Here is a 25105-nt window from a genome sequence, read left to right as displayed (position 1 = left end):
GAGCGCGCCCTCTGTTGAACCGGATGGCCTGCTGCGCCGGTTGGCAAAACTCTTGGGATTCTAGGTTTCGAGGAAGGGGACACCCTCTTCCTCGAAGGCTCTGCGCCTTTTCACACCTTGTGCATGAAAGATGCGATCGCCTGTGAGGCGAGAGCACCATTGTGGAGCGACGTGGCTACAAGTGCCCCCTCGATGCCCATGGCGGCGAGCTGGTGAAGGTCGTTGGCATCCCGGATACCGCCGGCGGCGATGACCGATCGATTGCCGACACGCCGCTTTATGTCAGCTAGCCAATTGAAGTCCGGTCCGGCGTTCGCGCCAATGCTGCCGAGGGTCATCACGATGATATGCGACGGCCAGCTTTGGGCCTCCGCGAGGATCCCCTCTGGTCCTAGAAATGCCTTACCGCGAAAATCAAGGGACAGAATGACGCCAGGCGTCTTGAGAAGCGCCAAATCGCGCTGGGACTCGGAACCAATGACGGGAACAATTCCCTTGAACGACAGTGCTTGTTCAACCTCTTCGCGTGCCGAGAATCCGGCATCAAGCCAGATGGTTGAGGGTGCGAGGGCGTCCTGTAGTTTCGACACGAGGTGAAGTGGCCGATGGCGACCCTCGATTGCGTCAAGATCGGCGACGTAGATAAGTGGAAACGGATAAAGCGAGGCGAGGCCCCGTGCGACATCGCCTATCTCGGCCGTCGGGCTCAACGGGGTCTCGATCGGCCGATAATTGGCGCGATCGCCAAGATGCGCCCGCACCACGCGGCCGTCTTTTATGTCGATTACCGGAATGATATGCACAGGGTCGAATCCACGTGATGAGAGTGCCATGAAACCGCGATTTGCCAACGAAAGAAAGCCCCTCGTAACCGGTTGGGATCTTGGCGGCGCGCATCTGAAACAGGCGAAATGCCTGAGCGGTGAGATCGTCTCCGCGCAGATTGTCAAGACCCCCTTATGGCTCGGCATCGACCAATTGCGCACAGCGCTGCGTGAAATGGGGCATTTGCGCGAAGCGGGCAACGTCAATGTCTTCACCATGACCGGCGAACTTTCCGACACCTTTGCGTCGCGCGACGCAGGGATCGCTGGCCTGCTCGATCTTATTGAGGCCGAGTTCGGCAGTGATGAAACGCTCATCTATGCGGGACGGGCGGGATTTTGCGATGTCACGACGGCGCGCGGGCTTGGAAGCGATATCGCTTCTGCAAATTGGCACGCGACGGCAAGTTTAAGCGCCAAGCTCCTGGACAGCGGGCTTTTCGTCGATATGGGTTCGACGACCACCGACATCCTTGCCTTCAAGGCCGGCGAGCTCGCGAACGGCGGCTATACCGACGCTGAGCGGCTTTTGACCGGGGAACTGGTCTATACCGGATTTGCCCGTTCGGCGCTCATCGGCATCGCGGCACTGGTGCCGGTGCAAGGCCGCATGACACCCCTGATGAACGAATACTTCGCCAACACCGCCGATCTCGGCCGTATTCTCGGCACGCTGGATGAAGCCGACGACAAATATCCATCGGCCGATCGCCAGGCAAAGTCTGTCGCCGGCTCTCTCGCGCGTCTCGCACGGATGGTCGGGCGCGACAGTGCCGATCTGGAATATGACGAGTGGGTGGATATCGCGCGGTGGTTCAGCGAGCATCAACTGCGCATGATCCACGACGGCGCCTTCCGTGTTGTACGGCGCACAGGTTCTGATTATGCCGCGCCTATCGTCGGCGCTGGCATTGGCCGGCCGCAGATTAGGCGTCTTGCAGCGCGGCTTGAACGCCCCTTTCTCGATTTCGGATCGCTTATCCCGGCAACCGATGCTGCGCGCGATGATGCGAGCAAGGCGGCGCCGGCCGCCGCCGTCGCACTTCTGGGCTCAATGCATCTTAAAGGAACTAAAGCGCCCGATCAGCCGTGATGATGCTCATGATGGATGGCATCCTTGCCTTTCGCATCGCGGGCATCGTGATGGTCTTTCACTCTTTGCATCAACCATGACCAGGCCTGTTGCTCGTCAGGGCCGGCAGTTTTCTCCATGGCTATCGATAGATATTTTATCTCGACCTCGATCTTTTCCGGTGACAGCATGTGCAATCGGCTGACGAGAATCGCGAGTTCGAGGATGGCTGCCTTGGCGCGGTTGAGCCCGGTAAACGGAGCGTGCGTCTGTTCCGACACGATCTCGCAAAGATGCTGGGGTCGAAGGCCGTCATCATTGACCGAAACAACCTTCAGAACCGAGTGGCTGAGCGCCGATTGGAGACGGGGAACTTTGCAACCCTTGACGGCGACAGTGGGCCAGTCTTTGCGCCCGGTCAGGCATCCGGCAAAAACCCGCATATCGTCCGTGTAGTTGGCGATCGCATAGGGCACTGCAGCGAGGTTTTCCAGCGTCTTTGACGGCCGGAACGGCGCAATGATCCATTTGTCGTCCTGCTGGATAATGCCGAGCGGAGCGATATGCACCGCGCCTTGATTGTCCACGGTCGTTACGATCGTTTCCCTGATGTAGGTCATGGCGCCACATCCTTTTTTGTCCGCAACGTATGTCCGGCCTCGGCTAGCCTCGTGCGGTCCTCTTGTTTCTCAGGCGCAGCAGCGCCCCATGCGAGCGGCTCGTCCTGCGCATAACGCTTGCCGAGCTTCCAGGCGATTTCCGCTTTCGTCAGCTCCGCGCCGAGATAGAAGGCATGAGCGCCATCAGCCTCAACGCCGAGACCAGGAAAAAGTTCGAACACGTCCTGTGCCGTCCGGTGGCCCTTGCCGTTGAAAATATGGACGCCGTCAGGCGCGGTCATAATGCGGAAATTCGCATCGCGAACGTCAGCGGCAAGCGTATCGATATCCTGAATACTGTGCGGATAGGGTTTGCGATCATGCACCTGCAACAGTCCAGCATCGTAACCACGCGGCAAGGCGTGATCCTCCTTTGCAGCGAACATCATGCGGCGGGCGCGGTCATGCTCTTCAACGGTACGCACCGTGTGCGGACTGACGTTGACGACGAGCACATTTTGAATCGAGAGCTCGGAACAAAGTCCGGTAAGGACTGCCGTAACCCCTGAAGAGTCGGCGTCGGTAAGTTCGGTGAGATTTCCTGTGCCCATCATCATAGGAATGTCCGGCCATCGTTTCCGCGCTTCGATGAAACGGCCAATCGAGGCCGCAAAGCCGAAGTGGATGGGATCTAGAACCGGATCGGCGATGAAGGATATACCGGCCCTCTGCGCCGCTGAAATCGCACGGCCGAGTGAATCGAGATCGCCGGCAGACGCGGGAATGAGGACGGGCGTCGCGCGATATTTTTCGGCAAGCCAAATGGTATCTTCGGTCAGGCTGAGCAAATAGTCGGCGCCAGCCGCGGCCCCCTCCTCCAGCTCCTTGATATTGGCGGAATCAACGCTGACCTTGAGCCCCATTGCCTTAAGGCTGCGAACGGCCTCGGCGAGATGCGGAAACGGCGTTTCCGGCAGGCAACCGAGATCGATTACATCGGCGCCAGCGGCGCTGAGCGTCATCGCGCGCCGCACGAGCGCCTCGACGCCCAACGCCGATGCGTCGACGATCTCGGCAAAAATCCTCATGTCATGGCGCGAAAGATCGACCGGCTTGCCGGACTTCCCAAGGAAGGCGGGAAGATCGGCCACCTCATCCGGACCGCGCACGAAAGCCACACCGAACCTGTCGCTAAGCCGCGCAAGATCACCCCGGTAGCGCCCAGGCAGGATCACGCGGTCCGCAGTGAATGGCGGCTTCAAACGGCGCGAAATGATTTCCTCGGTCATCAAGGCCGCGACCTTCACACCGATATCGACGATCTCATAGGAAAAAGTCGTTTCCCCGAGGTCCGCGAGAACCCGCTCCAGCCGCGACCGTGCCAGGTGACCGGTCAGGAACAGCAGGCGCTCAGCCATCGCTGGCAATCTCATTTTGCCGCTGCGCGATGAGCCCCTGCAGTTCCGAAAGTGATTCCACAACCTTGGTACGGGGATAGGCCTTCAGGCGCTCGGTGTTTTCCAGGTCGATGGGCCGGGGATAGACCTTGACCATGCCGCCCGGCGCCATGGTTTCAAGTTCCGGCGCGGTGTCGCACGCAAAGACAATCGACGGCACGCGGCATTTGCCGGCCTGCGCATAAACATTGGTGGGCAAGGAGTCCGATATGCCAGCCACGCATTTCGCCACCGTATTCGAGGTAGCCGGTGCAATCACTGCCGTATGATAAACGCCGTGGTAAAACCCTCCGATCGGGATTGAACTGGCCGTCTTGTCGTGGAGAACGCGCATCGTATCAGGGAAATCGAGCTTCAGGCCATACATGCGCAGGACCTCGTTCGCCGCTTTGGATACGAATATATCGCAGTGCTCGAGCGTACGGATCAACTCGAAGCTTTCGATGAAGAAATGGCCCGAGCCGGTAAGGGCCCAGGCCCAGCGCGGCGTATGAAGTTGTGTCATTGAGCACCCATGTCTTCAGCAATACTGCAACGCATGATCGGGTGTCCGGGGATCGTTGCCAAGGGTAATTTCAACGCGTCGAGTGTCTGCGGACCGGCAATATAAAGATCAGTGTCGGGGGCAAGCATCTTGTCCAGAATCGGATCGACAATAGCGGCGTCAGCAAGGCCGGAAAGCGATGCACAATGCAGGTATTCGTCCGTCTGTTTGATGAGAAGCAGCGCTTTGGCCCCGAGTTTTCCTGCGAGCCAAGCGCTCAGCGAATCGGACGTCACATTCCAAGAGCGCTCGATTTCGCCTGCGTCGATCGTCATGGTCGAAGGCAGCCAGACAGGAATACGTTCCGCCGCCAGCACTTCGCCTATCTCGCCCACAGTTCGGGCAAGGCGAAGCCTGTCATGGCGCTCGGCAAGCATCATGCCGAACTGATCCATGGCGAGGATCGCCATGGCGTGAGCAGCGTCATCCGAAATACCGAACCGCTTTTGCGCAAGCCGCACCTGGTCCGCAAAGGGGCCACCGCCGGGGACGATTACGAGCGGAAAGGTCGAACTCGCCAGAGCGTCGATCCAGTGCTGCATTTCCGCCTTTCCCGCCGTGCTCCCACCGAGCTTCACGACAAGCGGTTTCATGAGGAGGCGCCGCCCTTCCTGCCTCCATGCGCGTGCACTTGCTCGGCTTTGCCCTGTCTCGACTTGGCCGAATTTCGCATGTCGTTCTTGCGCTCGATCTCGACGCCGACACCGCCTGGCCCGAGTTCCAGTTTCTCCGCCCGGACGACAACGCGGGTCACGCGGGGATTTTCCAGAACCAGAGCTGCCACCTGTTCGGCCAACGTCTCGGCGAGCTCGACATGGCCCTGCGCAACGATCGCCCGGATGCCGTCCATTATGAGGTCATAGGAAACGACATGGCGCATGTCCTCGGGGTTGCGCGTCACGCGGAGCACATCCGCAGTAACATCGAAGCGGACCTTCTGGCTCTTGCCATGTTCGAAACTATAGGCGCCGATCTGCACGGGAACGACGAAATCCCGGACGAAGATCTTGTCGGTCCCGAGGCCGGCTTCTGCGGGATCGGGAAAGTAGGCACGGGCGGCGAGCAGCTTGTAGTCGACACCCGGAGGCGCCCGCAGCCCCTCCGTTTCCGGAATAAGGCCACGGATTTTCGCAGTCGCCTGCGCGTCAACAGGCGAGTTACGGCTGAGCCCCGCGCACAGCGCCCCGCGAAATCCGAGAAAATCCGGCTTGAAGACAAGGAGCCGCGGAACGTCCGGCGTCTCCAGCGATCCCGCTACGCCGCACATCAATTCGTGCGAATGGCACTCCTTGATGAAATGGCCGATCTGGTCCGGCGTCATGTGGTCGAGCAACCGGCCCAAAGCCTTGTCCGCGGTATCGATCATCACGCCATGAAACCCTGCAGCGGCCAGCTTCTCGACAAGGTTTTCATCATATTCCGCGACATGATCCGCGAAGAGAACGGCAATCAATTTTCCGTGCGTTGCAAGCGGCTTCAGCACCTCGATGCAGGCATCGAGCTGCGCGTTCGGGAAGAACCCAACCTTGAGATAATCGATCCCGGTCGCCGCGATTTCCTCGACCTTGCTGCGGATCGTGTCCGGATGCATCGGCAGATCGCCGCAGGCAGCGCTGAGGGGTCGGCGTCCGGCAATATAGTCCTTTACTTCCAATAGCTTGGATAGTTCCACCGCGCCCAGGGCACCGTTTGCCGGATCCTTCAGATCAATGATATCGGCGCCGTTCAGAAATACGATTTCCGCTTCCTGGCGATCCCTTACGCTGGCCAGCATCTGCGTCATTGGCGCGCTCCCGACAGAATGCACATCACATCAACCAACGCGAGAGAAAAGCTGACACGGTGGGTTGAGATTTCGGCGGGCTTGTTTAAAAACACTCTGGGCACCTCTGTTCTTAAGCGACCGCCATGACGCGAATGGCGGCAAAACGGAATGGTATGATTATGAAGAGTACGGTGCCAAACACTCTCGTGTTTTTATTCGGCTTTTTTTTGCTCTTCGTCAACGTCCCTTCCCTAAACGCACAAGCTACACAACCCGACAAATCTGCAAAACCTGCGCTTGATGTACGCATCGGTTATCTGCGCGCCTATGAGCCGCAACTTGCGCTCTCCGTACTCGATATTCCGCCGCGCGACGAGGGCGTGGCCGGCGCAAACGTTGCCATTAACGACAACAATACGACCGGCAAATTTCTCGGCCAATCCTTTATTCTCGATGTAACGGAAGCCAAGCCGCAGGCCGACATTGTGCCCGTTTTCAAGGAAATGCTGGCGCGGGGCGATCGTTTTATCCTCGCCGACATTTCAGCCAAGCAACTGCTTTCGATCGCTGATCTTGCCAAGGAAAATGGCGCGATCCTCTTCAATGTCGGGGCCACCGACGACTCTCTGCGGGAAGAGGAATGCCGTTCGAATGTCTTCCATACGGCGCCCACCCGCTCGATGCTGGCTGACGGCCTCGCGCAATATCTTGTCTGGAAACAATGGCGCAAATGGGTGCTCCTTTATGGCTCCCACGACGGCGACAAGCTTTACGCCGATGCGATCAGGCGCGCCGCAACACGCTTTGGTGCGACTATCGTCGAAGAGCGGCTTTACGAGGACAAGGGCACCGCACGCCGCACAGACACAGGCGTCATCCAGGTGCAAAAGCAGATGCCGGTATTCACCCAGAACCTGCCCGAACATGACGTCGTGATCGTCGCCGACGAAAGCGAGGTCTTCGGCAGCTATGTGCCCTATCGGACCTGGACGCCCCGTCCGGTTGCAGGCACGGCGGGGCTTGTGGCTTCGAGCTGGCATCCCGCCAGCGAACAATGGGGCGGATCGCAAATCCAGAACCGTTTCGCCAAGGCGACGGGTCGCCGCATGCTATCAAAGGACATGCAGGCATGGACTGCGGTCCGCATTGTCGGCGAGGCGGTCACACGTACGAAAGGCAATGATCCGAAGCAGGTCGAGGACTACATCAAGTCGGACGGTTTCTCGATTGCCGCGTTCAAGGGCCAGAAGCTGACCTTCCGCAATTGGAACTGGCAGTTGCGGCAACCTGTTCTGATCGGCGATGGACACGGGGTGGTGTCGACTTCGCCGCAGGAGGGCTTCCTGCATCAATTCTCCGAGCTGGATACGCTCGGCGTCGACAGGCCGGAGACCAAGTGTAAACTGAACTAGAAAATACTGGGAGGACTGAATGCGACGGACCTTACGCCTGCTCGCCGCGACCGCGGCGGTGCCATTCCTTGCGGGCCCAAGCCTTGCGAATATGGTCTACGTCTCGAACGAGAAAGACAACACGGTCACCGTCGTCGATTCGAAATCAATGGAAGTCGTCAAGACGCTCGAAGTCGGGCAGAGGCCGCGCGGAATTACCATCTCGCAGGACGGCAAATTCGTCTACGTCTGCGCCAGCGACGACGATACGGTGGAAATCATCGATACCGCCTCAGGCGAGATCGTGGGCTCGCTTCCATCAGGTCCTGATCCCGAACTCTTCGTGCTCTCGCCGGACGGCAAGAAGCTCTACATTGCCAATGAAGACGACAATCTCGTCACCGTCATCGATATCGAGAGCAAGAATGTCATCGCCGAGATACCGGTCGGGGTGGAGCCGGAGGGCATGGGTGTCAGCCCTGACGGCAAGACCATCGTCAACACGTCGGAAACGACCAACATGGCGCATTTCATCAATACCGACACCCACGAAATCACTGACAATGTCCTTGTCGACTCCCGCCCGCGCTTTGCCCAGTTCAAACCTGACGGCTCCGAGGTCTGGGTGTCGGCCGAAGTCGGCGGCACCGTGTCGGTTATCGACAACGCCAAGCGCGAAGTGACCCACAAGATCACGTTCGAGATCCAGGGGCTGCGGTCGGAACAGATCCAGCCCGTCGGCATTCGCATCACCGCCGACGGCAAGAAAGCCTATATCGCTCTCGGACCGGCCAACCGCGTCGCGGTCGTCAATGCGGAGACCTACGAGGTGGAGAAATACATCCTCGTCGGGCAACGCGTATGGCAGCTCGCCTTCACACCGGATGGCAAGAACATCATCAGCACCAACGGGCTTTCGAATGACATCACCTTCATCGATACGGCGACTGACGAGCCGATAAAGTCCGTTACCGTCGGGCAACTGCCCTGGGGTGTCGTGGTGGCGCCGAACTGACCAATGAATGACGCATATCAAGGGAGGAAAAGTATGAGAAATTTCAAGACGGTCGCCCTCGCGACATTCCTGAGCATTGTGGCCACCCAAACGGCATTTGCACAGGCCGATGATGACGACGACGATCAGGCAGCACCGAAGCCGAAGGCCGAAGCACAAACCAAGGCACCGGCGGTCACGCGTGCGAGCAAAAACCTCCCAGAACTCATTCTTGGCTCCAAGACCGACGACTTCGCCGTAAACCAGAAGGATTTCGAGCTTGTCGCCGGACAAGGCTACCGCTGGAAGATCACCTCGGCGGCCGGTTTCGAATACAAGTTCTTTACCGACCTTTTCCGCAATGTCTGGATGAACCAGATCGTCATCAACGAGCTCGAGGTGCACATGAACGGGGCGCCCGCCTGGCTCGAATTCGATTCACCCGGCACGATCAATGTTCAATTCACCGCGGTTCGCCCAGGCGAATACACATGGTCGGTTCCCGACCTTGCCGATAAGGGAATGAAGGGTAAGATTACCGTCAAATAAAGGATACCGCATACGGTACCAGGGTGGAGCTCAATGGGTACAAATGCCGGACTGAGAAATATCGAAGGCAGGACTTTACCGGAAGCAAACGTTCCGGCATTGCAGTTGACTTCGGTGAGTTACGCCTATGGCAAACGGCAAGCGCTGGATGACATATCATTCTCTATTGCGCCCGGACGTTTTGCCGTTCTTTTGGGTTTGAATGGAGCGGGCAAGACGACGCTGTTCTCATTGATCAGCCACCTCTTTGCCACGCGGCAAGGTAATATTCATGTCTTCGGGCACGATATAAACCGCAAGTCCGGCGACGCGCTTCGGCGCCTGGGAATTGTTTTCCAGGCGCGAACGCTCGATCTCGACCTCTCCGTACACCAGAACCTCGCCTACCACGCCTCGCTCCACGGCATTGGGTCGCGGCAGGCAAACCAGCGCATCAATGAGCTCTTGATGTCGATAGACATGAGCGACCGCCTGCACGAGAAGGCGCGCAGCCTTTCCGGCGGGCAGATTCGCCGCGTCGAAATCATACGCGCGCTTTTGCACCAACCGTCGCTGCTGCTGCTCGACGAAGCGACGGTCGGGCTCGACATCAAGTCGCGCGCAACGATCCTCTCCGACATCCGCAAGCTCGTCCAGAACGAGGGCATCAGCGTGCTCTGGGCGACCCATCTCATCGACGAGGTCAGCCATGCCGACCAGGTGATCGTGCTCGATAGGGGCAAGCTCGTCGCCAATGGCCCCGTGCACGACGTCATCAAACGCGCGGGCGCCGAGACCATCAACGAAGCCTTTTCGCGGCTTACGGGCATCGTGGCGCTAACCCCGGGCCAGAAACCATGACGGACATTGCCGGCAACGTACCGCTTCCCCGGTCTTCGGCGCGCAAGCGCTTCGGCCTGATGCAATATCTTGTCTGCCTCAAGGGCATTCTTATCCGTGAGGGCCTCCGCTATCTTAACCAGCGCGAGCGGTTCATTTCCTCGCTGGTCAGGCCCCTGCTTTGGCTCTTCATCTTCGCGGCTGGCTTTCGCCAGGTCCTCGGTGTCTCGATCATCCCGCCCTATCAGACCTATGTGCTCTATGAGGTCTACATCACTCCAGGCCTATGCGGCATGATCCTCCTGTTCAGCGGCATGCAATCATCCTTGTCCATGGTCTATGACCGCGAAATGGGAAACATGCGCACGCTCCTCGTCAGCCCGTTTCCGCGCTGGTTCCTGCTGGTTGCGAAGCTCCTAGCCGGTGTCGCCGTTTCGATCACCCAGGTCTATGCCTTCCTTTTCATTGCATGGTTCTGGGGTGTCAAAGCGCCGCCCATTGGCTATCTCCTGACCCTCCCCGCCCTCTTCCTTGCCGGCATGATGCTCGGCGCGCTTGGCATGCTGCTCTCTTCGGTGGTGAAGCAGCTCGAAAACTTCGCCGGGATCATGAACTTCGTGATCTTCCCGATGTATTTCGCCTCGTCGGCGCTCTATCCGCTGTGGCGCGTGCAGGAGGCAAGCCCGCTGCTTTACAAAATCTGCCAGCTCAATCCGTTTACCTATGCCGTAGAATTGATCCGGTTTGCCTTCTATGGGCAGGTCGAATGGACCTCGCTCGCCGTCGTCTGCGGCTTTACGCTTGCCTTCATGACCGGCGCCATCGTTGCCTACGACCCTTCGAGGGGTCTCACCATTCGCAAGCAGGAGGGAGGAAATACGTGAGACAAGCCCGCGCTATTGCCCTGATTTCGGCAACGCTTCTTCCCTTTTTTGCTACGCTTCCCGCTAACGCGGCGGCGAGCAACGATCCGGACTGGCCCTGCATCCAGCGCAAAGTGCCGGAAATTTCGGTCGGGCAGGTCTGGAACGGACCGCAAATTCCCGAAACAGCCAGCGACTGGGGCAACGATCCCAAGATCGATGCTCTGGTCAGCGAGATTGCTGCCCGCCGTAACCCGCTCGACGCCGCAAAGAAACAGATTACGGAATTTGCCGCGGGACTCCCGAAAGACCAGGCCAACGACAAGCTCTTTCAGGTTTTTCAGGGGGTCTTCGACACGCTAAGCCGCGAGCGCCAACAGGTGATGACAGGTATTTCACGCTACGCCATGCGCCAGCGCGACATGGCGGAGGACCTGCGTAAGGAAGCCGCCCTTGTCGATGCCATGCGCGCCAAGCCCGATGCGGATCCGGAAGAACTCGACCGGCAGGACGAGCGTCTGAAATGGGAAACGCGCATCTTCGACGAGCGCGTGCAATCCCTGACCTATGTCTGTGAGGTTCCGACGATCATCGAGCAGCGCCTCTACGGTTTGGCGAAGACAATCAGCCAGTCGCTGGTCAAGCCGTAGGCTCCGTGACCCGTCCGATCCGCCGATAGGTGAATGTTTCGGCGCCATTCGCCGACGTGCTGGTTCCCGCCGCTTCGTTGATGAGCGCGCCCATGCGTGCGTGCAGCGGAGACTTGATGCAGGCTGGATCGGTGGCGGCGGCATCGCCGGCGATTGCCAGCGCCTGGCAGCGGCAGCCGCCCCAATCGATCTCGCGCCGCTCGCAGCTCCGGCACGGCTCCTGCATCCAATCGGTACCACGGAAGGCATTGAAAGCGGAGGATTCATGCCAGATGCGGCTTAGAGTCCAATCGCCGAAGCGTTCGAAATTCAGGGTTTTGATGGTAGCGGCGGCGTGGCAGGGAAGCACAGTGCCGTCAGGCGCCACCATGAAGGCGTCGCGGGCCCATCCGCCCATGCAGGGCTTTGGATAGATGGCAAAATAGTCGGGTGTTACAAAATCGATGGTCATGATGCCCCGCAACCGCTCCTGCGCTGCCTCGACCACCTCGACCTGGCGTTCGACAGCTTCCCGCTCCGGCATCAGCGCATTGCGGTTGAGCAACGCCCAGCCCGCATATTGCACATTGGCGATTTCGAGCCGCTCGGCACCGAGTGAGAGCGCGAGATCGATGAAGTCGGGCACCTCTTCCATATTGTGCCGATGGATGGGCGCATTGATGGTCAGCGGCAGGCCGGCAGCGCGAATGCGTCGCGCTGTTTCGAGTTTCTTTTCGTGTGCGCCGCGCGCATTGCCGATCTTTTCGGTCGTCGCTGCAAACGCTCCCTGGAAACTCAGCTGGACATGATCAAGTCCCGCCTCAGCAAAGGATTCGATGCGTCCCTCGGCAATGCCGACACCCGCTGTGATAAGGTTCGTATAGACGCCGCGCCGCGCAAGGCACGCGATGAGGTCAACGAGGTCAGCGCGCAGGGTCGGCTCGCCGCCCGAAAGATGCACCTGCAGCACACCGAGATCGGCCGCCTGTTCGAAAAGCGAGACCCAGCCCTGCGTATCCATCTCGCGATTGGCCTTAAGCAATTCAACCGGATTGGAACAATAGGCGCATTGCAGCGGGCAGCGATGCGTCAATTCCGCCAGCATGCCGATCGGGGGTAAGACAGGCTCCGTCATAACGTCACCAGAAATTTGTCGGACCATTCCTGAAGAAAGCCGGTCACATCCGGCGCAATTTCCGCTTCGTCCGCTCCATATTGGTCGGCAAGCGAGGCGATCATTTCAGCCACGGTCTGCCGCCCATCGCATAGACGCAAGATATCAAGACTGACCTCATTGGGCCAGAACACACGCTCTGGCGACAGGAGGGCCCATGCTTCACGCACTCTATCATATTGCAGACGGACATGCCGCTTCAGGATCGGTTTCGATTGCATCGACACGAGCGAACGGGCACGGGCGGTTTCGATCATGTTCTCTCCGGATCGAATGCGCCTGGCGGCACGTGGCCCGCTTCGCCATAGGCATGCGCCAGCGCATCGAGCATCGCCCAAAGGACGTCGCACTTGAAAACCAGCGCATCGATAACCGCCTGCTGCTTCTCGGCCGTGTCTGCATGTTTCATGACATAGGCAAGGGCAAAGTCGGAATCGCGCGATGCCTGGGTCGGACGTTTGTCGAAATAGGCCAGAATATCTGGCGTAACATATTCGTATTTCGCCAGCATCGCCGGAACGCGCTCGCCGATTATGACCGGCGAGAAGAGTTCGGTGAGCGACGAAGCCACCGCTTCGAGCAGCGTGCGGTTGGTGCAGAACGAGAGATAGGCGCCGACGGCAAAGCGCGTCGCAGGCAGCGCCAGCTTCTCGCTTTTGACGGCGTCAGCATCGAGGCCCAGCCCCGTTGCGAGTTTCAGCCACCGGGCAATTCCGCCGTTCCAGCCGTCACTTCCGTCATGGTCTTCGATACGTTTGCGCCACTCGGCGCGAAATTCCGGGTCCTCGGCGCGTGCGATGATCATGGCATCCTTGCGCGGAATCACCGACTGATAACAGTAGCGATTGAGCGCCCAGGCCTGCATCTGCGCCTTGGTCAGCGCTCCGCTGGTCATCTGGTGATGATAGGGATGGCGATTGTGATAGCGGACCGCACCCACTTCGCGTAGAACGTTCTCAAGTTCCGCCGGCGAAAGGCCGCATCCCGCCGCATTGCTGAAATCGCTCAAAGCCTTACCTCCATGCCGTCATGGGCGACTTCCCATCCCGCCTCCTCGACCGCGGCGCGCTCCGCCGATGCTTCATCAAGGATGGGGTTGGTATTGTTGATGTGGACATAGATCCGCCGCTTGACCCCGAGATTGCTCAGCGCATCGATTGAACCGGAAGGCCCCGAAATGTGCAGGTGGCCCATCCGTGCGCCAGTCTTGGAGCCGACGCCTGCAGTGATCATCTCGTCGTCGGTGAACAGCGTTCCGTCAAAGAGCAGGCAATCAGCATCCGACAGGCGGCGCTTCAGATTGGCGTCCACGGCTGCACAGCCCGGAACGTAAAATGCTGCATGCGGCGTCTGCGACGACGAGATACGAAGGCCGATCGTGTCGCCCGTCTCGGTGCCGAAACCCTGCGCGGCCAAACTCGGGTCTTCGAGAAAGAGCGCTACTTTGCCTGGAACGGCAAATGCCTCGACGACGAGACCGGTGGGCTTGCCACTGGCGTCAGCGATTCTCGTCGGCTCATCGAGCAGAAGCTCGCGCCGCTTGACGATCGCTGGATCGAGCACGTTGAAAATGGAATTGCTTGCGAGAACTTCCAGGATCCGCTGGGAGGCGTAGATCGCAAATGGCTCGCGTTCGCGCAGGCTGAGAAGCCCGGCAATATGGTCGACGTCGGCGTTGGTCAGAACGACCGCGTGGATTGGTGTAGACCGCAACGGGCCTGCAGAAGCAGGTTGGAGCTCGGGTGTCGCGGCAATCTGCTCACGGATATCCGGAGACGCATTAAACACCACCCAATCCGTGCCATTTTCACTGGCAATGAGGCTGGACTGGGTTCGGGGGCGAAGATTGATATCGCCGCTCCGGGCACCCCGGCTCAATCGATAGTTGCAATTCCATTGCGGAAACCCGCCACCTGCCGCTGAACCAATTATTTTCAAACGCATTGCAGGCACGCATCCTCACAGCCGAAAAGCAAGGCATTAGCACGTGCTTTCAGCTTACGATTGAACCAGAAGGCCGCCCCACGCTCTATATGTGCGTGGGGCGAGAGGTATGTGGCTTATTTCTTGGCCTTCAGTTCCGCTGGCAGGTAACGCGAAAGTTCCATACCGGCAGCAACTTGGCACATGACTGGCTTTGTCCAGGTTTTCTTCATGCTTTCCTCCTTCTCAAATCAAAGATCATTCCCGATCTTTCTCCAGCATCATACGCCACAATGGCGCAGGATTGAAATCAGTAGGGTTCATTTCTTTGTGTGGCCTGCTTGGCAGCGGTCCAGCCGTCGGTCCCGAGAGGAAACCAGATCACCGAAGTGTATCCCCATTCAACGGCCCTTTTGGCTGCATTCCACGACATCCAGCAGTTCTCCATACAGTAGAAAATCACCTTCTTGTTCACGTCATCACCTAGTCGAGATTTGAGCCCCTTGCGAAAATAGGCCTCAGTCTCCTTGTTGATGACCCCGTATCCGACATTGGGAAGCCAGATGCTTCCCGGAATGTCCTCTCGAATCTTTTCCTTCCAGATCGTGCCAGCCGGCAATTCTGCTGGCTTCGGATCATGGGGAAGAACATCGACGAAAACAGCGTCGTTGCTATTCCATAGTTCGACCGCCTCGTCGGTCGTGATCACCTTTGCGCCCTTCAGCGTCGCCGGCGTGGGCGCCCTGTAGGCCTCAATTCTGTAACCGTCGGGCTCGGGAACCGTTTCTGCGGCAAGTGCAAAACCTGTCCCTGCCACTATCAGAACGGCTGCCGCCACAAGCCGGTTCCACTGCAAATTCAAGCGTCCTCCGTCATCCTATTGCGTCACCGGCTTATTGTTCTCATCGATCAACGGAACCTGGTAATCGAGCAGGATTTTGTTGATCTCCGCCTGGTTTTCCCTGATCACCTTATTCAGGGTCCGTTTCCACTCCTGGTCGGACGGGCGCACGCCCATGGTGATGCGGAACGCCATGTGCCCCGACTTCTCATTCAGGAGCGGCACGAAGGCGAGATCGGGATCGATCTGCTTGGCATAGTAGCCTGCCATTGGTCCCCACAGGATGGCGACATCGATGACACCGCTCTTGAGTTCCTTGATCATGACTTCGGCCATGGACGGAGCGAGGCGCGTATCGACCATCAGCGGATACGGATGGACGTTGCGCATATAGCCTGCCTTGGCGAGATTTACCGATGGCGGCGTACCGGCAACCACTCCGATCTTTTTGTTGGCAAGCTTCGGATCCTCGATGCTGTCCACGCCATCAAGCCCGGCGCCCTTCTTATAGATCAGAACGTAGGTCGATCGATAATAGGCGTTGGTGTTCTGGACGAGTTCATCGCCCTGGGCGTAACCCATGATGATATCGCAGCGATGCGCCCGCAACGTATTGCGAACGAAACCTGTTGCCATCGGATACCAGGTGTAGGCGACCGACTTGCGGCCGGTCTTCGCTGCAACGAGTTCGGCGAGCTTGTTCTCAAAACCTTTGCCGCTCTCGTCGGAAAACGGCATGTCGGAGGGATCGGCGCAAACCCGCAACACGTCTGGATCGACAAGTTCACCGGCCGCACCGAGCCCCGCCCCCTGCGCCAACGCCGTAGAGGGCGACGCCAGGAATGCCGCCATCGATAATGCGGCAATCCATTGCGGAAGAGAGCGGAGGCGCAGATTCATATCAACCACCCATGCAGGATGTTTCCTGCTCCTTGGCCGCATCGGGTTTGTTTTCGTGCTTCGCCGGGCGACCGCGCGGCAAGTCGCCGACAGCGCGCGCACGCAGATAGACATAAAGATCGTCCATGTAGCAGTAGACGTTCTTGTTATCGCCGAAGGCCGGCATGACCTTCTCATTACCACCACTGAGATTTTTGCGCCCGCCCGCAACGATCGCCATGAAATCTGCGTAGTTGATGGACTTCAGCGAAGTTGCGAGGGCCGGGGCAAAGGACGAACCAGCGCCATCAGCGCCATGGCAGACGTGGCATTCGGAGTTGAACCGCCGGTAGCCGCTATAGGTGTACCAGTCGACTGTGCCATCTTCCTGTATCTTGTATGTGGGATTTCCCTCTTTGTCGGCATATTTGCCGTTGGCGTCGGATGCGACTGCAGCGGTCGCTGCGTCGTCGGCGTAAGTGCTGCCCTGGCTCGCCAGAAGGGCGAGACCGGCAGCGACGGCAAGCAATGTCTTTCGAATGGGCATCCGGAGTCCTCTTTCCAATCCGCGGTCAGCATCTCACGACACAGGCCCACGGTTGTTATTGATCAATGTTTCGGCATTTGAGACACGAAGGGCCCGGCCTGGAAGGACCGGGCCCTATTGTTCAGAGCCTGCCTGCGCACGCTCGCAATGTGTCCGACATCGTTCCTGTCATTCAGGAACGGTGAATACGGTCAGCTGACCACCCAACGTCGTGTAGTCGGCCAAACCGGCATAACCGCCGACGGCGCCGAGACCTGCAGTTCCGACTGACTTGGTTTCGTCGCCCTGGGCCCTGCCCTGATCGACTGCGCCATGCCATGCAGCTGCATTCTTGGCTTCGAGCAGACCGGCTGCGAGACCGATGCCTGCCCAGCCACCAACACCGGACAGAACGGCAACATATTGTTTGCCCTTATGTTCGTAGGTGGTGACATTGCCGATGATCCCGGAAGGTGTCTTGAACTTGTAGAGTTCCTTACCGTTCTTATCGACCGCCTTGAGGTAGCCTTCGAGTGTGCCGTAGAAGACGACGTCGCCATCCGTGGCAAGGGCGCCGGACCAAACCGAGAACTGCTCGGGAATGGACCAGACGATTTCACCCTTGGCAGCATCCCAGGCAATGAAATTGCCCATGCCGCCATGGCTGTTGGGAGCCGGATACATGGAAACCGTGGCGCCCACATAAGGCTGACCCGCGGTGTAGCTGACCTTGTAGGGCTCGTAGTCCATGCAGACATGGTTCGTCGGAACGTAGAAGAGCTTGGTCTTCGGCGAATAGGCCGCAGGTTGCTGATCTTTCGTACCAAGAGCGGCCGGGCAGATACCGGTCGTATTCGTATCCTCACCCTGAGCCTGGGTCGAATACTTGTCTACGACCTTTGGACGGCCATAGGTCTTGCTGCTCTTGTCCATGTCGACTTCAGTGGCCCAATTGACAGCCGGATCATATTTCTTTGCGACCAGAAGCTCACCGGTTGCGCGATCCATCGTATAGGCGAAGCCATTGCGATCGAAATGCACGAGCACATCGCGATCCTCGCCGTCGATCTTGATGCCATCGGCCAAGATCATTTCATTGACGCCGTCATAGTCCCACTCATCGTGTGGGGTCATCTGATAGAGCCATTTTGCCATGCCGGTGTCGGCATCGCGGGCCATGATGGTCATGGACCATTTGTTGTCGCCCGGGCGCTGGTTAGGATTCCAGGTCGATGGGTTGCCCGTGCCGTAATAGATCAGGTTCAGCTTCGGATCGTATGAGTACCAGCCCCATGTCGTCCCGCCGCCGATCTTCCATTGGTCGCCTTCCCAGGTATTCGTTCCAGAATCAGGTCCAACTGGCTTGCCGAGCGCGGTCGTCTTTTGCGGATCGATCAAGGTCTCCTTGTCGGATCCCATAGAATAGGCCCGCCAGGCCTGCTTGCCGTCCTTGATATTATAGGCTGTCAGGTGACCGCGGACGCCGAATTCACCGCCGGAAACACCGACGAGAACCTTGTCCTTGATGACAACCGGCGCAGATGTGCCGGATTCACCCTTGCTGCCGTCAGCTGCTTCACCATTCTTGACGGACCAGGCAACGGCGCCGGTCTTGGCGTCGAGAGCGACGAGGGTCGTGTCAGCCTGGTAGAGGAAAATCTTGCCGTCGCCATAGGCAACGCCGCGATTGACCGTATCGCAGCACATGATCGGAATGACGTTCGGATCCTGCCTTGGCTCGTACCGCCACAGGATTCTGCCGTCATTGTTGAGATCGAGCGCATAGACCGTGTTCGGGTAAGGAGCATGGACATACATGACATCGCCAACTACGAGCGGACCGCCTTCATGGCCGCGCAGTACACCGGTCGAGAACGTCCAGGCGACTTGGAGGTTCTTGACGTTGTCCTTGGTGATCTTCTTCAGTTTCGAGTATCGAGTGTTGGCGTAATCGCCCGTCTGCATAGCCCAGTTCTTGGCATCCGAAGACAGGGTCTGAAGATCATCATTGGCAAATGCTCCTCCCACCAACGAGAGCGTCATGGCTGTGGTAGCGAGTGCAATGCCAATGAAGTGTTTGTGTACACGCATTCTGAGTCCTCCCTAAGTTCACTTTAATGAACCATCGGACGGCGCCATCTCAAAGGACGACTCCGCTCCATCAGCTCACGCAAATGGGAAGTATTTCCGGCAGCGTGTCACGACCTAAGCCAGGCGAGCAGAGGGCACCGTTACTGCCCACCCCGCTTGGCCTACGAAGACTGTCACCACTCCCTTGACGGTAACGTCCTTGAAGCCGGAAACAAACCGACGATAGGAGAAACAAATGCATTAAGCAAGCAGGATTATCAATTTATATTTGCTGCATTGCAATACACTTCTATTGCACTGCAGTAACCCGCCTATTTTATTCATATATTCTGCTTTTTGCGTCTGTCACACAATTTGATACTTAAAATCGGCATAAATGTTTGCGCATCGTTGTTATCTTTTGCTATCTACTTGGAAAATGTATATTTCCACGCCACGAAAGCGAGAAATGCCATGGCCGTGTTCAAAGTTGCCAAATTCGCCATGTTAGCAGTTGCAACATCTGGCTTCAGTTTGCCGGCAAATGCTGCGTCAGACTACCCCACGGCAACGGTCGCGGAATACGTGTACGCCTGCATGAAATCCAATGGCGAGAACCGGGACATGCTGCAGCGTTGCTCGTGTTCCATTGACGTTATTGCCTCCGTCGTGACCTATCCTCACTACGAGGCGGCTGAGACCTTCAAGCAGATGGGACTGGTTCCTGGCGAGAACGGCGCACTGTTCCGAGAGAGTGCGCCAGCCAAGGCGGCAAACGCCGAGTTGAAACGGGCGCAGGCAGAGGCTGACGTGCGCTGCTTCTGATTCTCAAAGGGTAGATGACTGGATCGGCCACTCGTTCTGGAACTTCTTGCCTTTCGTATCAGCCGCATCGACCTTGATGTCTTCGTCGGGTTTCGCGTTGAAGTCGAAGCGGAAGTTCGGATCCTCCGAGATCGATATGCCGCCAACCATCGACATGATCAAGCGATCGCCCTGGGTGATCGTCAGGCCGTCAATGAAATGCGGCGGAATGTAATAGCGCGTGACCTGATCCATCTGAAGCCCGGAATTGTTAGGGTGCCGGATCATCAACTGCATCTCCGTGGCGCGTGTCATCGGCTCGGTGCCCGCAGCCGTCGACGGAAAAACCTTGAGCTTCATTTGGCCGAGCGAAGCCAGGGCTTCGTCCTGGTTCTTCATTGCCGGAGCCGAACAGCCGCCTGAGGCCTTTACGAAGGTCGCTGTCATGTGCAGCTTGCCGTCCTCGGTCTCAGCAATCGCCCGAATATAAGAGTAGGCGTTGACGCGCAAACGTGTGGCGAGATGGGTGACGCCGGCATCCTTGCCGAACTGAAAGACCGCGGCGACGGGCGACGGGTTTTCATCGACGATAAGGGTAACGGCTTTCAGCCTGCCTGACGCGGCGTCGGTCTTGAAACGCAGATCGACAGGAACGATCGCCGCATCTTCCGCGCGTTTCGGTGCCTCAATACTGATGATGCCGTCGGCTGGCTCGATTGGCTTCGCGCCGAACACGTCGCCCTTGAGGCTGTTCCAGGTCGTCGGTTCCGGCCCGGAAGCGCTTTGCGCCATGGCGCTGGGCGCCAAGCCGCCAAGAAACGCCAACGACAACACGATCGCAAAACGGCTGCGCCGATTTGTGAAATCAAAAGTCATGCTTTGCCTCCACCAAGTTTTGGCGGTGCCCGGCCAATGCTTATTATACCACCAGGCTGAAGTGTCTGGCAAACGACACTGTCATTCCCATTCGAGTTCGGCGAAGGCTGCGGTCGCATTGCGTTCATTGTAGTCGTCAAAGAGATGCCAATTATCTCTTTCGCTTCTGGCCGCGGTCGTGACGGCCTTGGCCATTGGCACGCCATCGGCAATTGCCTTGCGGATGTCCGCGGCAAGCACGTCGAAATAGCGACGCTCGGCGTCGAGCGCCTGCGGCCAGTTCGCCGGCACGTCGCCGTGGCCCGGGACGGCACGTTGCGCCTCGATGGATGCCAAGGCGCCGAGTTGGGCCATCCAACCGCGCAAGGATCCGTCCATCGTCGGCAGATGCCCGAGAAAGCAAAGGTCGCCGGTAAAGAACGTTGCGGTTTGCTGATCGAAAACCGTCAGGTCGTTGTCCGTATGGGCAGGTTTCCACGCTTTAAGCGTCAGTTTGCGCCCGCCAAGGTCGATCTCATCGACATCGGTCACAAGTTGTGTCGGCGGCATGATCCTGACGTCTGCCATGAGCGCAGCGCCCATGGCATCGCGATAACTCTGCAAGTAGAATTCGCCGCGGGCGGCAAGGGCTCGCGGCAGATTGTGGTGCCCGACAATTGTCGCGCCGGTCTCGGCGAAAGCGGCATTGCCGAAGATGTGATCCGGATGCATGTGGGTATTGATCAGGTACCGGATCGGCTTGTCGGTCACGGCGCGGATCGCGGCGACGAGTTCCCTTCCCTCCGCAGTACTTCCCCCGCTATCGATGACCGCAACACTCTCATTGCCAACGATGAAGCCAAGATTGCAGATCTTTCCCTCGTTGGCGGCAAGCATGAGCGCCGGAATACCCCTGAAGGCGAAAACGCCGGGGGCAATCTCGGCGACCATCAGCGATGACTGCGCCCTTGCGAAGCCGGAATGCATCATGCCGCAACAGGCAAAGAGCATTCCTGTCTTGATGATGCTTCGCCGGGTGGGTGCCGAAATCATGGTTCAGTCCTTATGCCGGCGAATTTCTCCCGAAATGATCGCAGCAGATCGGCATTCACCTGTTCGTTGCGATAATTGCGCGGCAGCCGGATGTCGAACGTGCCGAGGACGCGTGTCGGCCTGTCCGACAGGACGACAATGCGGTCGGAAAGCATGATCGCCTCCTGCAGATTGTGCGTGACCATCAAGGCCGTCGTGGGGCGGTCCGACCAGACGCCGAGCAAGAGATGCCGCAATTGCTGGGCGGTCGAAGCATCGAGGGAAACAAACGGTTCATCGAGGAGGAGAATATCGGGCTCGATAGCCAATGCGCGGGCGATTGCTGCGCGGCGTGCAAGGCCGAGTGAAAGCTCCGAAGGATAGAAGCCGCGCATCTTGGCGAGGCCAAGACTTGCGAAAAGCTGGTCCAGGCTGGTGTCGCGAAGGTGCGTCGGGAGGGCAAGCCGAACGTTCTGTTCTACGGTCCGCCAGGGCAAAAGCAGTGGTTCCTGAAATACTGCACCCATGCGCGCCTGTACCTTTCCAGGCAGCTGGACGGAGCCGCGAAACTCCCGGTCGAGCCCAAGCAGGATGCGCAGCATCGTCGTTTTGCCGCATCCGGACGGTCCCAGCACGCAGGCAAATTCATTCTCCCCGACCTCGAAATTGAGGTCGCGCAACACCTCGATCGTTCCGCCATCCGAGGTGCGAAACGATTTCTCTTCGATGTTGACTTTAAGCCGCGCGGCGGCGCCAGCGAGTTGATGAGCGTTCAAGGGGCTGTACCAGGAGCAGTTCGATGAAAAGCATGACCGCGACGAAGGCAAGCGCATAGGCCAGGATCGCCGCGACGTCGAAGAGTTGGAAGAAGAGATTGATCTCGAAACCGACACCGTTCGACCGGCCGAGCAGTTCGACGACGAGTACGATCTTCCAGATCAGGGCAATGCCCGAGCGCGACGCAGCGGCGATGTAAGGCTGCAACTGCGGCAGGAGAATATGGCGAAGCCGATCGAGGGGTCCAAATCGATAGACGGCTGCCATCTCGGCATAGCGCGGATCAAGCGCGCGCGTGCCCTCGCGCATGGTGACGATGACGTTCGGGATCTTGTTGACGGCCACGGCGCCGATCGCCGCGACCTCGTTGAGGCCGAACCAGATATAGGCGAGGACGATGACGACGAGCGCCGGAATGTTGAGAAACAGTATGAGCCACGGGTTGAAGAATTGGTCGGCGCGCCGGAAACTGCCGAGGAAAACACCGATGACCGAGCCTATGACCATGGCGAGGACGAACGATGCCGCGACGCGCCAAAGCGTCATGCCAAGATGGTAAGGTAAATCACCGCTCGCCGTTTCGCGCAGGAAAGTCTGGAAGACCGGCAACGGACCCGGTAGGGAGCGGCTTGGCCATGTAACGGCAGCGAAATGCCAGGCGGCCAAAAGGACGGCAAAAGATAGTGCGATCATGATCGGCGAGGTCAGTTTGCTGCGATCTGCCGGTGCCCTTCCCCGTTGCATGCGGTCGGATTCGGCGCTTGCCAACCCCATTCATTCGTCTCCCCAGAACGTGCCTGCCGCCAGCGTCTTGGCCGGACCTACAAGCCTCGGCCCACCGAGTTCGGCAAGCACAGAATAGAGCTTCGTGGCATCCGCCTGCTGTTCCTCGATCGTATCGTCGGGGATCCCCTCCCGGTAACGATCCCGCAAAACGTCCAGTTCCCGGCCTTCGGCCCTCACGATGGGGGCAAGGCGCCGCCAATCATCGTCAGAGGTTGCCAGCAATGCCTTGGCGTCGCGGCTGGCCGCAATGAATCCGGCTATGGCCTGCGGATGCGCTTTCGCCCATTTTTCATGAAAGATGTAACCGATGGCCGAAGTGGTGCCGGACGCGCCAAGCGCTTTGGCGGCATCATTCGCGCTCAGCCGACGGCGGAAGCCGTTTGCCTCGAGCCGCGCGCAGAAATTCCAGAAGTTCAGGACCGCATCGAGCTCGCCCTGCATCGCCTTTTCGGCCAGCAAGGGCGGCGCGCCGTAGATAATTTCGTTTTCAGTAGCAAGATCGAACGCGTACTGCTGCTTCGCCAGACCCTGGATCAGCAACCAACTCTTGTCCAGGGGTCCACCGGCCACCCCGAGCTTCTTGCCCTTGAGGTCTCCAAGGCTTTTGATCGGGGATTGTGCTGGCACCATGATGGCGCCGACCGAGCTTGAGTATGGGACGAATGTCAGGTCCTCGCCTGAGGATCGCTGGCGCGATACCCATAACCAGTCGCTGACGATGATATCCACGTCGCCGGCCATCATCGCAACGTTGGTGGCATCTTCGCCAGCGAAGAACCGGATATCGAGATCGATACCGTGCTTCTCATCGAATTTATGAAACTTGATCGTATCAAGTTCCCAATTCACCGTGCCGAACTTGAGAACCCCGATCCGTACCGTTTCGGCAGCCAAGGCGCGGGTGATACCCGCTTCGTAAACCAGAAGCAGAATTGCCAGACTGAAAAATGCCCGTATGCATACGCGAATCACGACGCTCTCCTCACAGCGAGCGTTCATCTGTCGGATAATCACACTTCCAGCGGACTACCTTCTGCTTGGGATGGAGCTCCGACCATTTCGCGATCTCGGCAGGGGCGAGAAACATGCAGTTCAGCTGGCCACCACGGTCTTCGAAATGCAGCCGCTCCTCCCGACAACTCGAGGGATTCGACGCAAGGCATATTGTCAGGACGAGATCGATCACATTCATTATCGGCACCTCCCGCCTTCTGCCGAGGTCTTCCTACGCTCAGCCGCACGTCCGGCGCGAGAAAGACTCAGTCACGCTGATCGGATTTCTCAAGGTGCCCGAATGAGAAATATTGCAACAGGTTACGGTTCCCGTATGCGAACGTCAATCACGGCGAGCATGGAAAAATCGGCCCGCAATTTCCCGGTGTAAGCGATTGACTTCTTAGGAACGGCGGGTAACTCTGGAAGAGTTCTAAATGGTGGACACCAATGCATGGAAATTGGTGCCAGTCTTCGTCCAGGGCACCCTTGGCGAAAATGAGGAAATGCCATGCGATACCAGAATGCCCTACTTATCGGTCTATCAATTGTTTCGTTGTCAGCTGTTGGAGCGCGGGCCCAGGAGGGTGATGCCACGGCAGGTGCAACGGTCTTCAAGAAATGCGCGGTATGTCATGTCGCCGATAGCGACAAGAACAAGGTCGGGCCCTCATTGTTCGGCCTGTTCGGCAGGACTGCCGGAACGCATCCTGGCTTCAGTTATTCGACGGCCATGGTCGAGGCTGGCAAGGGTGGTCTCGTCTGGGACCCGGCAAGCCTGAAAGACTACCTGCATGATCCGAAAGCCAAGGTCAAAGGCACCAAGATGGCCTTTGCCGGTTTGAAGGATGATACGGATATCGCCAATCTGGAAGCTTACCTGAAGCAGTATTCGAAATAAGCGCAATGCCGCCGCGGAACGCGGCGGCGTTCCCCCGC

Annotated in this window: 30 protein-coding genes; 9 read left to right on the top strand and 21 right to left on the bottom strand. The window is 58.4% G+C overall.

From position 1 onward, the window contains the following. Nucleotides 1-110: 110 nt before the first annotated feature. Nucleotides 111-833, bottom strand: a complete 723-nt coding sequence (locus AC1DNI_RS20285) for a HisA/HisF-related TIM barrel protein (protein WP_477693185.1) — start codon at nt 831-833, stop codon at nt 111-113. On the opposite strand from AC1DNI_RS20285, the gene AC1DNI_RS20280 reads away from it, so the two are divergent. Then, the gene (locus AC1DNI_RS20280) at nt 832-1917 is read left to right on the top strand and encodes a hydantoinase/oxoprolinase family protein (RefSeq protein WP_477693184.1); all 1086 of its coding nucleotides are present in this window, start codon (nt 832-834) and stop codon (nt 1915-1917) included. The genes AC1DNI_RS20285 and AC1DNI_RS20280 overlap by 2 nt on opposite strands. On the opposite strand, the gene AC1DNI_RS20275 is transcribed toward AC1DNI_RS20280, so the two are convergent. Genes AC1DNI_RS20275 through AC1DNI_RS20255 form a run of 5 tightly spaced genes read right to left on the bottom strand, consistent with a single transcriptional unit; the run spans nt 1908 to nt 6279 of the window. After that, nucleotides 1908-2516, bottom strand: coding sequence for a DUF447 domain-containing protein (locus AC1DNI_RS20275; RefSeq protein WP_477693183.1), 609 nt, complete (start codon nt 2514-2516; stop codon nt 1908-1910). The two genes, AC1DNI_RS20280 and AC1DNI_RS20275, sit on opposite strands and share 10 nt — an antisense overlap. After that, a complete protein-coding gene (locus AC1DNI_RS20270; protein WP_477693182.1) occupies nt 2513-3913 on the bottom strand; it encodes a DUF6513 domain-containing protein in 1401 nt (466 codons plus the stop codon). Before AC1DNI_RS20270 ends, AC1DNI_RS20275 begins: the two co-directional genes overlap by 4 nt. Further along, nucleotides 3906-4457, bottom strand: a complete 552-nt coding sequence (locus AC1DNI_RS20265) for a flavoprotein (protein WP_027232881.1) — start codon at nt 4455-4457, stop codon at nt 3906-3908. The genes AC1DNI_RS20270 and AC1DNI_RS20265 overlap by 8 nt, the downstream gene beginning before the upstream one ends. Next, entirely contained in the window at nt 4454-5089 is a 636-nt protein-coding gene (locus AC1DNI_RS20260) for an amino acid kinase family protein (RefSeq protein ID WP_477693181.1), read from the bottom strand. The genes AC1DNI_RS20265 and AC1DNI_RS20260 overlap by 4 nt, the downstream gene beginning before the upstream one ends. Further along, a complete protein-coding gene (locus AC1DNI_RS20255) occupies nt 5086-6279 on the bottom strand; it encodes a (5-formylfuran-3-yl)methyl phosphate synthase (RefSeq protein ID WP_477693180.1) in 1194 nt (397 codons plus the stop codon). The genes AC1DNI_RS20260 and AC1DNI_RS20255 overlap by 4 nt, the downstream gene beginning before the upstream one ends. Before the next feature lie 161 nt (nt 6280-6440). On the opposite strand from AC1DNI_RS20255, the gene AC1DNI_RS20250 reads away from it, so the two are divergent. Genes AC1DNI_RS20250 through AC1DNI_RS20225 form a run of 6 tightly spaced genes read left to right on the top strand, consistent with a single transcriptional unit; the run spans nt 6441 to nt 11527 of the window. Next, the gene (locus tag AC1DNI_RS20250; protein WP_477693179.1) at nt 6441-7673 is read left to right on the top strand and encodes an ABC transporter substrate-binding protein; all 1233 of its coding nucleotides are present in this window, start codon (nt 6441-6443) and stop codon (nt 7671-7673) included. Between the two features lie 19 nt (nt 7674-7692). Then, nucleotides 7693-8667 (top strand): YVTN family beta-propeller repeat protein, encoded by a 975-nt coding sequence (locus AC1DNI_RS20245; RefSeq protein ID WP_477693178.1) that lies wholly within the window; start codon nt 7693-7695, stop codon nt 8665-8667. Between the two features lie 33 nt (nt 8668-8700). Beyond that, nucleotides 8701-9195 carry a cupredoxin domain-containing protein gene (locus AC1DNI_RS20240; protein ID WP_477693177.1) on the top strand — a complete coding sequence of 165 codons (495 nt, stop codon included), beginning with the start codon at nt 8701-8703 and terminating at the stop codon, nt 9193-9195. A gap of 33 nt (nt 9196-9228) precedes the next feature. After that, the gene (locus AC1DNI_RS20235) at nt 9229-10035 is read left to right on the top strand and encodes an ABC transporter ATP-binding protein (protein WP_477693176.1); all 807 of its coding nucleotides are present in this window, start codon (nt 9229-9231) and stop codon (nt 10033-10035) included. A gap of 59 nt (nt 10036-10094) precedes the next feature. Next, nucleotides 10095-10898: an ABC transporter permease gene (locus AC1DNI_RS20230; RefSeq protein ID WP_477693236.1), complete on the top strand. Its 804-nt coding sequence runs from the start codon at nt 10095-10097 to the stop codon at nt 10896-10898. Next, nucleotides 10895-11527 (top strand): hypothetical protein, encoded by a 633-nt coding sequence (locus AC1DNI_RS20225; protein ID WP_477693175.1) that lies wholly within the window; start codon nt 10895-10897, stop codon nt 11525-11527. The genes AC1DNI_RS20230 and AC1DNI_RS20225 overlap by 4 nt, the downstream gene beginning before the upstream one ends. Here the strand turns inward: AC1DNI_RS20225 and pqqE are convergent. The 9 genes from pqqE to AC1DNI_RS20180 all read right to left on the bottom strand — a co-directional run bounded on the left by pqqE (nt 11517) and on the right by AC1DNI_RS20180 (nt 18940). Then, entirely contained in the window at nt 11517-12641 is a 1125-nt protein-coding gene (gene pqqE / locus AC1DNI_RS20220) for a pyrroloquinoline quinone biosynthesis protein PqqE (RefSeq protein WP_477693174.1), read from the bottom strand. The two genes, AC1DNI_RS20225 and pqqE, sit on opposite strands and share 11 nt — an antisense overlap. Further along, nucleotides 12638-12937 (bottom strand): pyrroloquinoline quinone biosynthesis peptide chaperone PqqD, encoded by a 300-nt coding sequence (pqqD, locus tag AC1DNI_RS20215; protein ID WP_477693173.1) that lies wholly within the window; start codon nt 12935-12937, stop codon nt 12638-12640. Before pqqD ends, pqqE begins: the two co-directional genes overlap by 4 nt. After that, nucleotides 12934-13689, bottom strand: coding sequence for a pyrroloquinoline-quinone synthase PqqC (gene pqqC / locus AC1DNI_RS20210; RefSeq protein WP_477693172.1), 756 nt, complete (start codon nt 13687-13689; stop codon nt 12934-12936). Before pqqC ends, pqqD begins: the two co-directional genes overlap by 4 nt. Then, complete coding sequence (gene pqqB, locus AC1DNI_RS20205; protein WP_477693171.1) at nt 13686-14624, bottom strand: pyrroloquinoline quinone biosynthesis protein PqqB; 939 nt, start codon at nt 14622-14624, stop codon at nt 13686-13688. Before pqqB ends, pqqC begins: the two co-directional genes overlap by 4 nt. Before the next feature lie 116 nt (nt 14625-14740). Then, complete coding sequence (locus AC1DNI_RS20200) at nt 14741-14836, bottom strand: pyrroloquinoline quinone precursor peptide PqqA (protein ID WP_113280421.1); 96 nt, start codon at nt 14834-14836, stop codon at nt 14741-14743. A gap of 77 nt (nt 14837-14913) precedes the next feature. Beyond that, a complete protein-coding gene (locus tag AC1DNI_RS20195; protein WP_477693170.1) occupies nt 14914-15465 on the bottom strand; it encodes a PQQ-dependent catabolism-associated CXXCW motif protein in 552 nt (183 codons plus the stop codon). A 15-nt stretch (nt 15466-15480) separates the two neighbouring features. Next, a complete protein-coding gene (locus AC1DNI_RS20190) occupies nt 15481-16344 on the bottom strand; it encodes a substrate-binding domain-containing protein (protein ID WP_477693169.1) in 864 nt (287 codons plus the stop codon). Nucleotide 16345: 1 nt separating this feature from the next. After that, nucleotides 16346-16870 (bottom strand): c-type cytochrome, methanol metabolism-related, encoded by a 525-nt coding sequence (locus tag AC1DNI_RS20185; protein ID WP_051615263.1) that lies wholly within the window; start codon nt 16868-16870, stop codon nt 16346-16348. A gap of 168 nt (nt 16871-17038) precedes the next feature. Further along, a complete protein-coding gene (locus tag AC1DNI_RS20180) occupies nt 17039-18940 on the bottom strand; it encodes a methanol/ethanol family PQQ-dependent dehydrogenase (protein ID WP_477693168.1) in 1902 nt (633 codons plus the stop codon). Between the two features lie 453 nt (nt 18941-19393). On the opposite strand from AC1DNI_RS20180, the gene AC1DNI_RS20175 reads away from it, so the two are divergent. Then, on the top strand, nt 19394-19744 hold the full coding sequence (locus AC1DNI_RS20175; protein ID WP_477693167.1) for a hypothetical protein: 351 nt from the start codon (nt 19394-19396) through the stop codon (nt 19742-19744). Nucleotides 19745-19747: 3 nt separating this feature from the next. On the opposite strand, the gene AC1DNI_RS20170 is transcribed toward AC1DNI_RS20175, so the two are convergent. The 6 genes from AC1DNI_RS20170 to AC1DNI_RS20145 form a co-directional block, all read right to left on the bottom strand. Further along, entirely contained in the window at nt 19748-20599 is an 852-nt protein-coding gene (locus tag AC1DNI_RS20170) for a quinoprotein dehydrogenase-associated SoxYZ-like carrier (protein ID WP_477693166.1), read from the bottom strand. Nucleotides 20600-20680: 81 nt separating this feature from the next. Beyond that, nucleotides 20681-21631: a quinoprotein relay system zinc metallohydrolase 2 gene (locus AC1DNI_RS20165; RefSeq protein WP_477693165.1), complete on the bottom strand. Its 951-nt coding sequence runs from the start codon at nt 21629-21631 to the stop codon at nt 20681-20683. After that, nucleotides 21628-22386 carry an ABC transporter ATP-binding protein gene (locus AC1DNI_RS20160; RefSeq protein ID WP_477693164.1) on the bottom strand — a complete coding sequence of 253 codons (759 nt, stop codon included), beginning with the start codon at nt 22384-22386 and terminating at the stop codon, nt 21628-21630. Before AC1DNI_RS20160 ends, AC1DNI_RS20165 begins: the two co-directional genes overlap by 4 nt. Next, nucleotides 22346-23080, bottom strand: a complete 735-nt coding sequence (locus AC1DNI_RS20155; protein ID WP_027232901.1) for an ABC transporter permease — start codon at nt 23078-23080, stop codon at nt 22346-22348. The genes AC1DNI_RS20160 and AC1DNI_RS20155 overlap by 41 nt, the downstream gene beginning before the upstream one ends. Before the next feature lie 81 nt (nt 23081-23161). Continuing rightward, the gene (locus AC1DNI_RS20150; RefSeq protein ID WP_477693163.1) at nt 23162-24145 is read right to left on the bottom strand and encodes an ABC transporter substrate-binding protein; all 984 of its coding nucleotides are present in this window, start codon (nt 24143-24145) and stop codon (nt 23162-23164) included. Between the two features lie 10 nt (nt 24146-24155). Beyond that, entirely contained in the window at nt 24156-24365 is a 210-nt protein-coding gene (locus AC1DNI_RS20145) for a hypothetical protein (protein ID WP_027232902.1), read from the bottom strand. Between the two features lie 312 nt (nt 24366-24677). Between AC1DNI_RS20145 and AC1DNI_RS20140 the strand changes: the two genes are divergently transcribed. Then, nucleotides 24678-25067, top strand: a complete 390-nt coding sequence (locus AC1DNI_RS20140; RefSeq protein ID WP_027232903.1) for a c-type cytochrome — start codon at nt 24678-24680, stop codon at nt 25065-25067. Nucleotides 25068-25105 lie beyond the last annotated feature (38 nt).

The organism is Phyllobacterium sp. 01N428 (genome assembly GCF_056399405.1).
This window is presented reverse-complemented; position numbering and strand designations above follow the sequence as displayed.

Coding starts and splice junctions, on each gene's coding strand:
- AC1DNI_RS20280 (WP_477693184.1), top strand. CDS start 832: ATGAAACCGCGATTTGCCAACGAAAGAAAGCCCCTCGTAACCGGTTGG.
- AC1DNI_RS20285 (WP_477693185.1), bottom strand. CDS start 833: ATGGCACTCTCATCACGTGGATTCGACCCTGTGCATATCATTCCGGTA.
- AC1DNI_RS20275 (WP_477693183.1), bottom strand. CDS start 2,516: ATGACCTACATCAGGGAAACGATCGTAACGACCGTGGACAATCAAGGC.
- AC1DNI_RS20270 (WP_477693182.1), bottom strand. CDS start 3,913: ATGGCTGAGCGCCTGCTGTTCCTGACCGGTCACCTGGCACGGTCGCGG.
- AC1DNI_RS20265 (WP_027232881.1), bottom strand. CDS start 4,457: ATGACACAACTTCATACGCCGCGCTGGGCCTGGGCCCTTACCGGCTCG.
- AC1DNI_RS20260 (WP_477693181.1), bottom strand. CDS start 5,089: ATGAAACCGCTTGTCGTGAAGCTCGGTGGGAGCACGGCGGGAAAGGCG.
- AC1DNI_RS20255 (WP_477693180.1), bottom strand. CDS start 6,279: ATGACGCAGATGCTGGCCAGCGTAAGGGATCGCCAGGAAGCGGAAATC.
- AC1DNI_RS20250 (WP_477693179.1), top strand. CDS start 6,441: ATGAAGAGTACGGTGCCAAACACTCTCGTGTTTTTATTCGGCTTTTTT.
- AC1DNI_RS20245 (WP_477693178.1), top strand. CDS start 7,693: ATGCGACGGACCTTACGCCTGCTCGCCGCGACCGCGGCGGTGCCATTC.
- AC1DNI_RS20240 (WP_477693177.1), top strand. CDS start 8,701: ATGAGAAATTTCAAGACGGTCGCCCTCGCGACATTCCTGAGCATTGTG.
- AC1DNI_RS20235 (WP_477693176.1), top strand. CDS start 9,229: ATGGGTACAAATGCCGGACTGAGAAATATCGAAGGCAGGACTTTACCG.
- AC1DNI_RS20230 (WP_477693236.1), top strand. CDS start 10,095: ATGCAATATCTTGTCTGCCTCAAGGGCATTCTTATCCGTGAGGGCCTC.
- pqqE (WP_477693174.1), bottom strand. CDS start 12,641: ATGACGGAGCCTGTCTTACCCCCGATCGGCATGCTGGCGGAATTGACG.
- pqqD (WP_477693173.1), bottom strand. CDS start 12,937: ATGATCGAAACCGCCCGTGCCCGTTCGCTCGTGTCGATGCAATCGAAA.
- pqqB (WP_477693171.1), bottom strand. CDS start 14,624: ATGCGTTTGAAAATAATTGGTTCAGCGGCAGGTGGCGGGTTTCCGCAA.
- AC1DNI_RS20200 (WP_113280421.1), bottom strand. CDS start 14,836: ATGAAGAAAACCTGGACAAAGCCAGTCATGTGCCAAGTTGCTGCCGGT.
- AC1DNI_RS20190 (WP_477693169.1), bottom strand. CDS start 16,344: ATGAATCTGCGCCTCCGCTCTCTTCCGCAATGGATTGCCGCATTATCG.
- AC1DNI_RS20185 (WP_051615263.1), bottom strand. CDS start 16,870: ATGCCCATTCGAAAGACATTGCTTGCCGTCGCTGCCGGTCTCGCCCTT.
- AC1DNI_RS20180 (WP_477693168.1), bottom strand. CDS start 18,940: ATGCGTGTACACAAACACTTCATTGGCATTGCACTCGCTACCACAGCC.
- AC1DNI_RS20175 (WP_477693167.1), top strand. CDS start 19,394: ATGGCCGTGTTCAAAGTTGCCAAATTCGCCATGTTAGCAGTTGCAACA.
- AC1DNI_RS20170 (WP_477693166.1), bottom strand. CDS start 20,599: ATGACTTTTGATTTCACAAATCGGCGCAGCCGTTTTGCGATCGTGTTG.
- AC1DNI_RS20165 (WP_477693165.1), bottom strand. CDS start 21,631: ATGATTTCGGCACCCACCCGGCGAAGCATCATCAAGACAGGAATGCTC.
- AC1DNI_RS20155 (WP_027232901.1), bottom strand. CDS start 23,080: ATGATCGCACTATCTTTTGCCGTCCTTTTGGCCGCCTGGCATTTCGCT.
- AC1DNI_RS20145 (WP_027232902.1), bottom strand. CDS start 24,365: ATGAATGTGATCGATCTCGTCCTGACAATATGCCTTGCGTCGAATCCC.
- AC1DNI_RS20140 (WP_027232903.1), top strand. CDS start 24,678: ATGCGATACCAGAATGCCCTACTTATCGGTCTATCAATTGTTTCGTTG.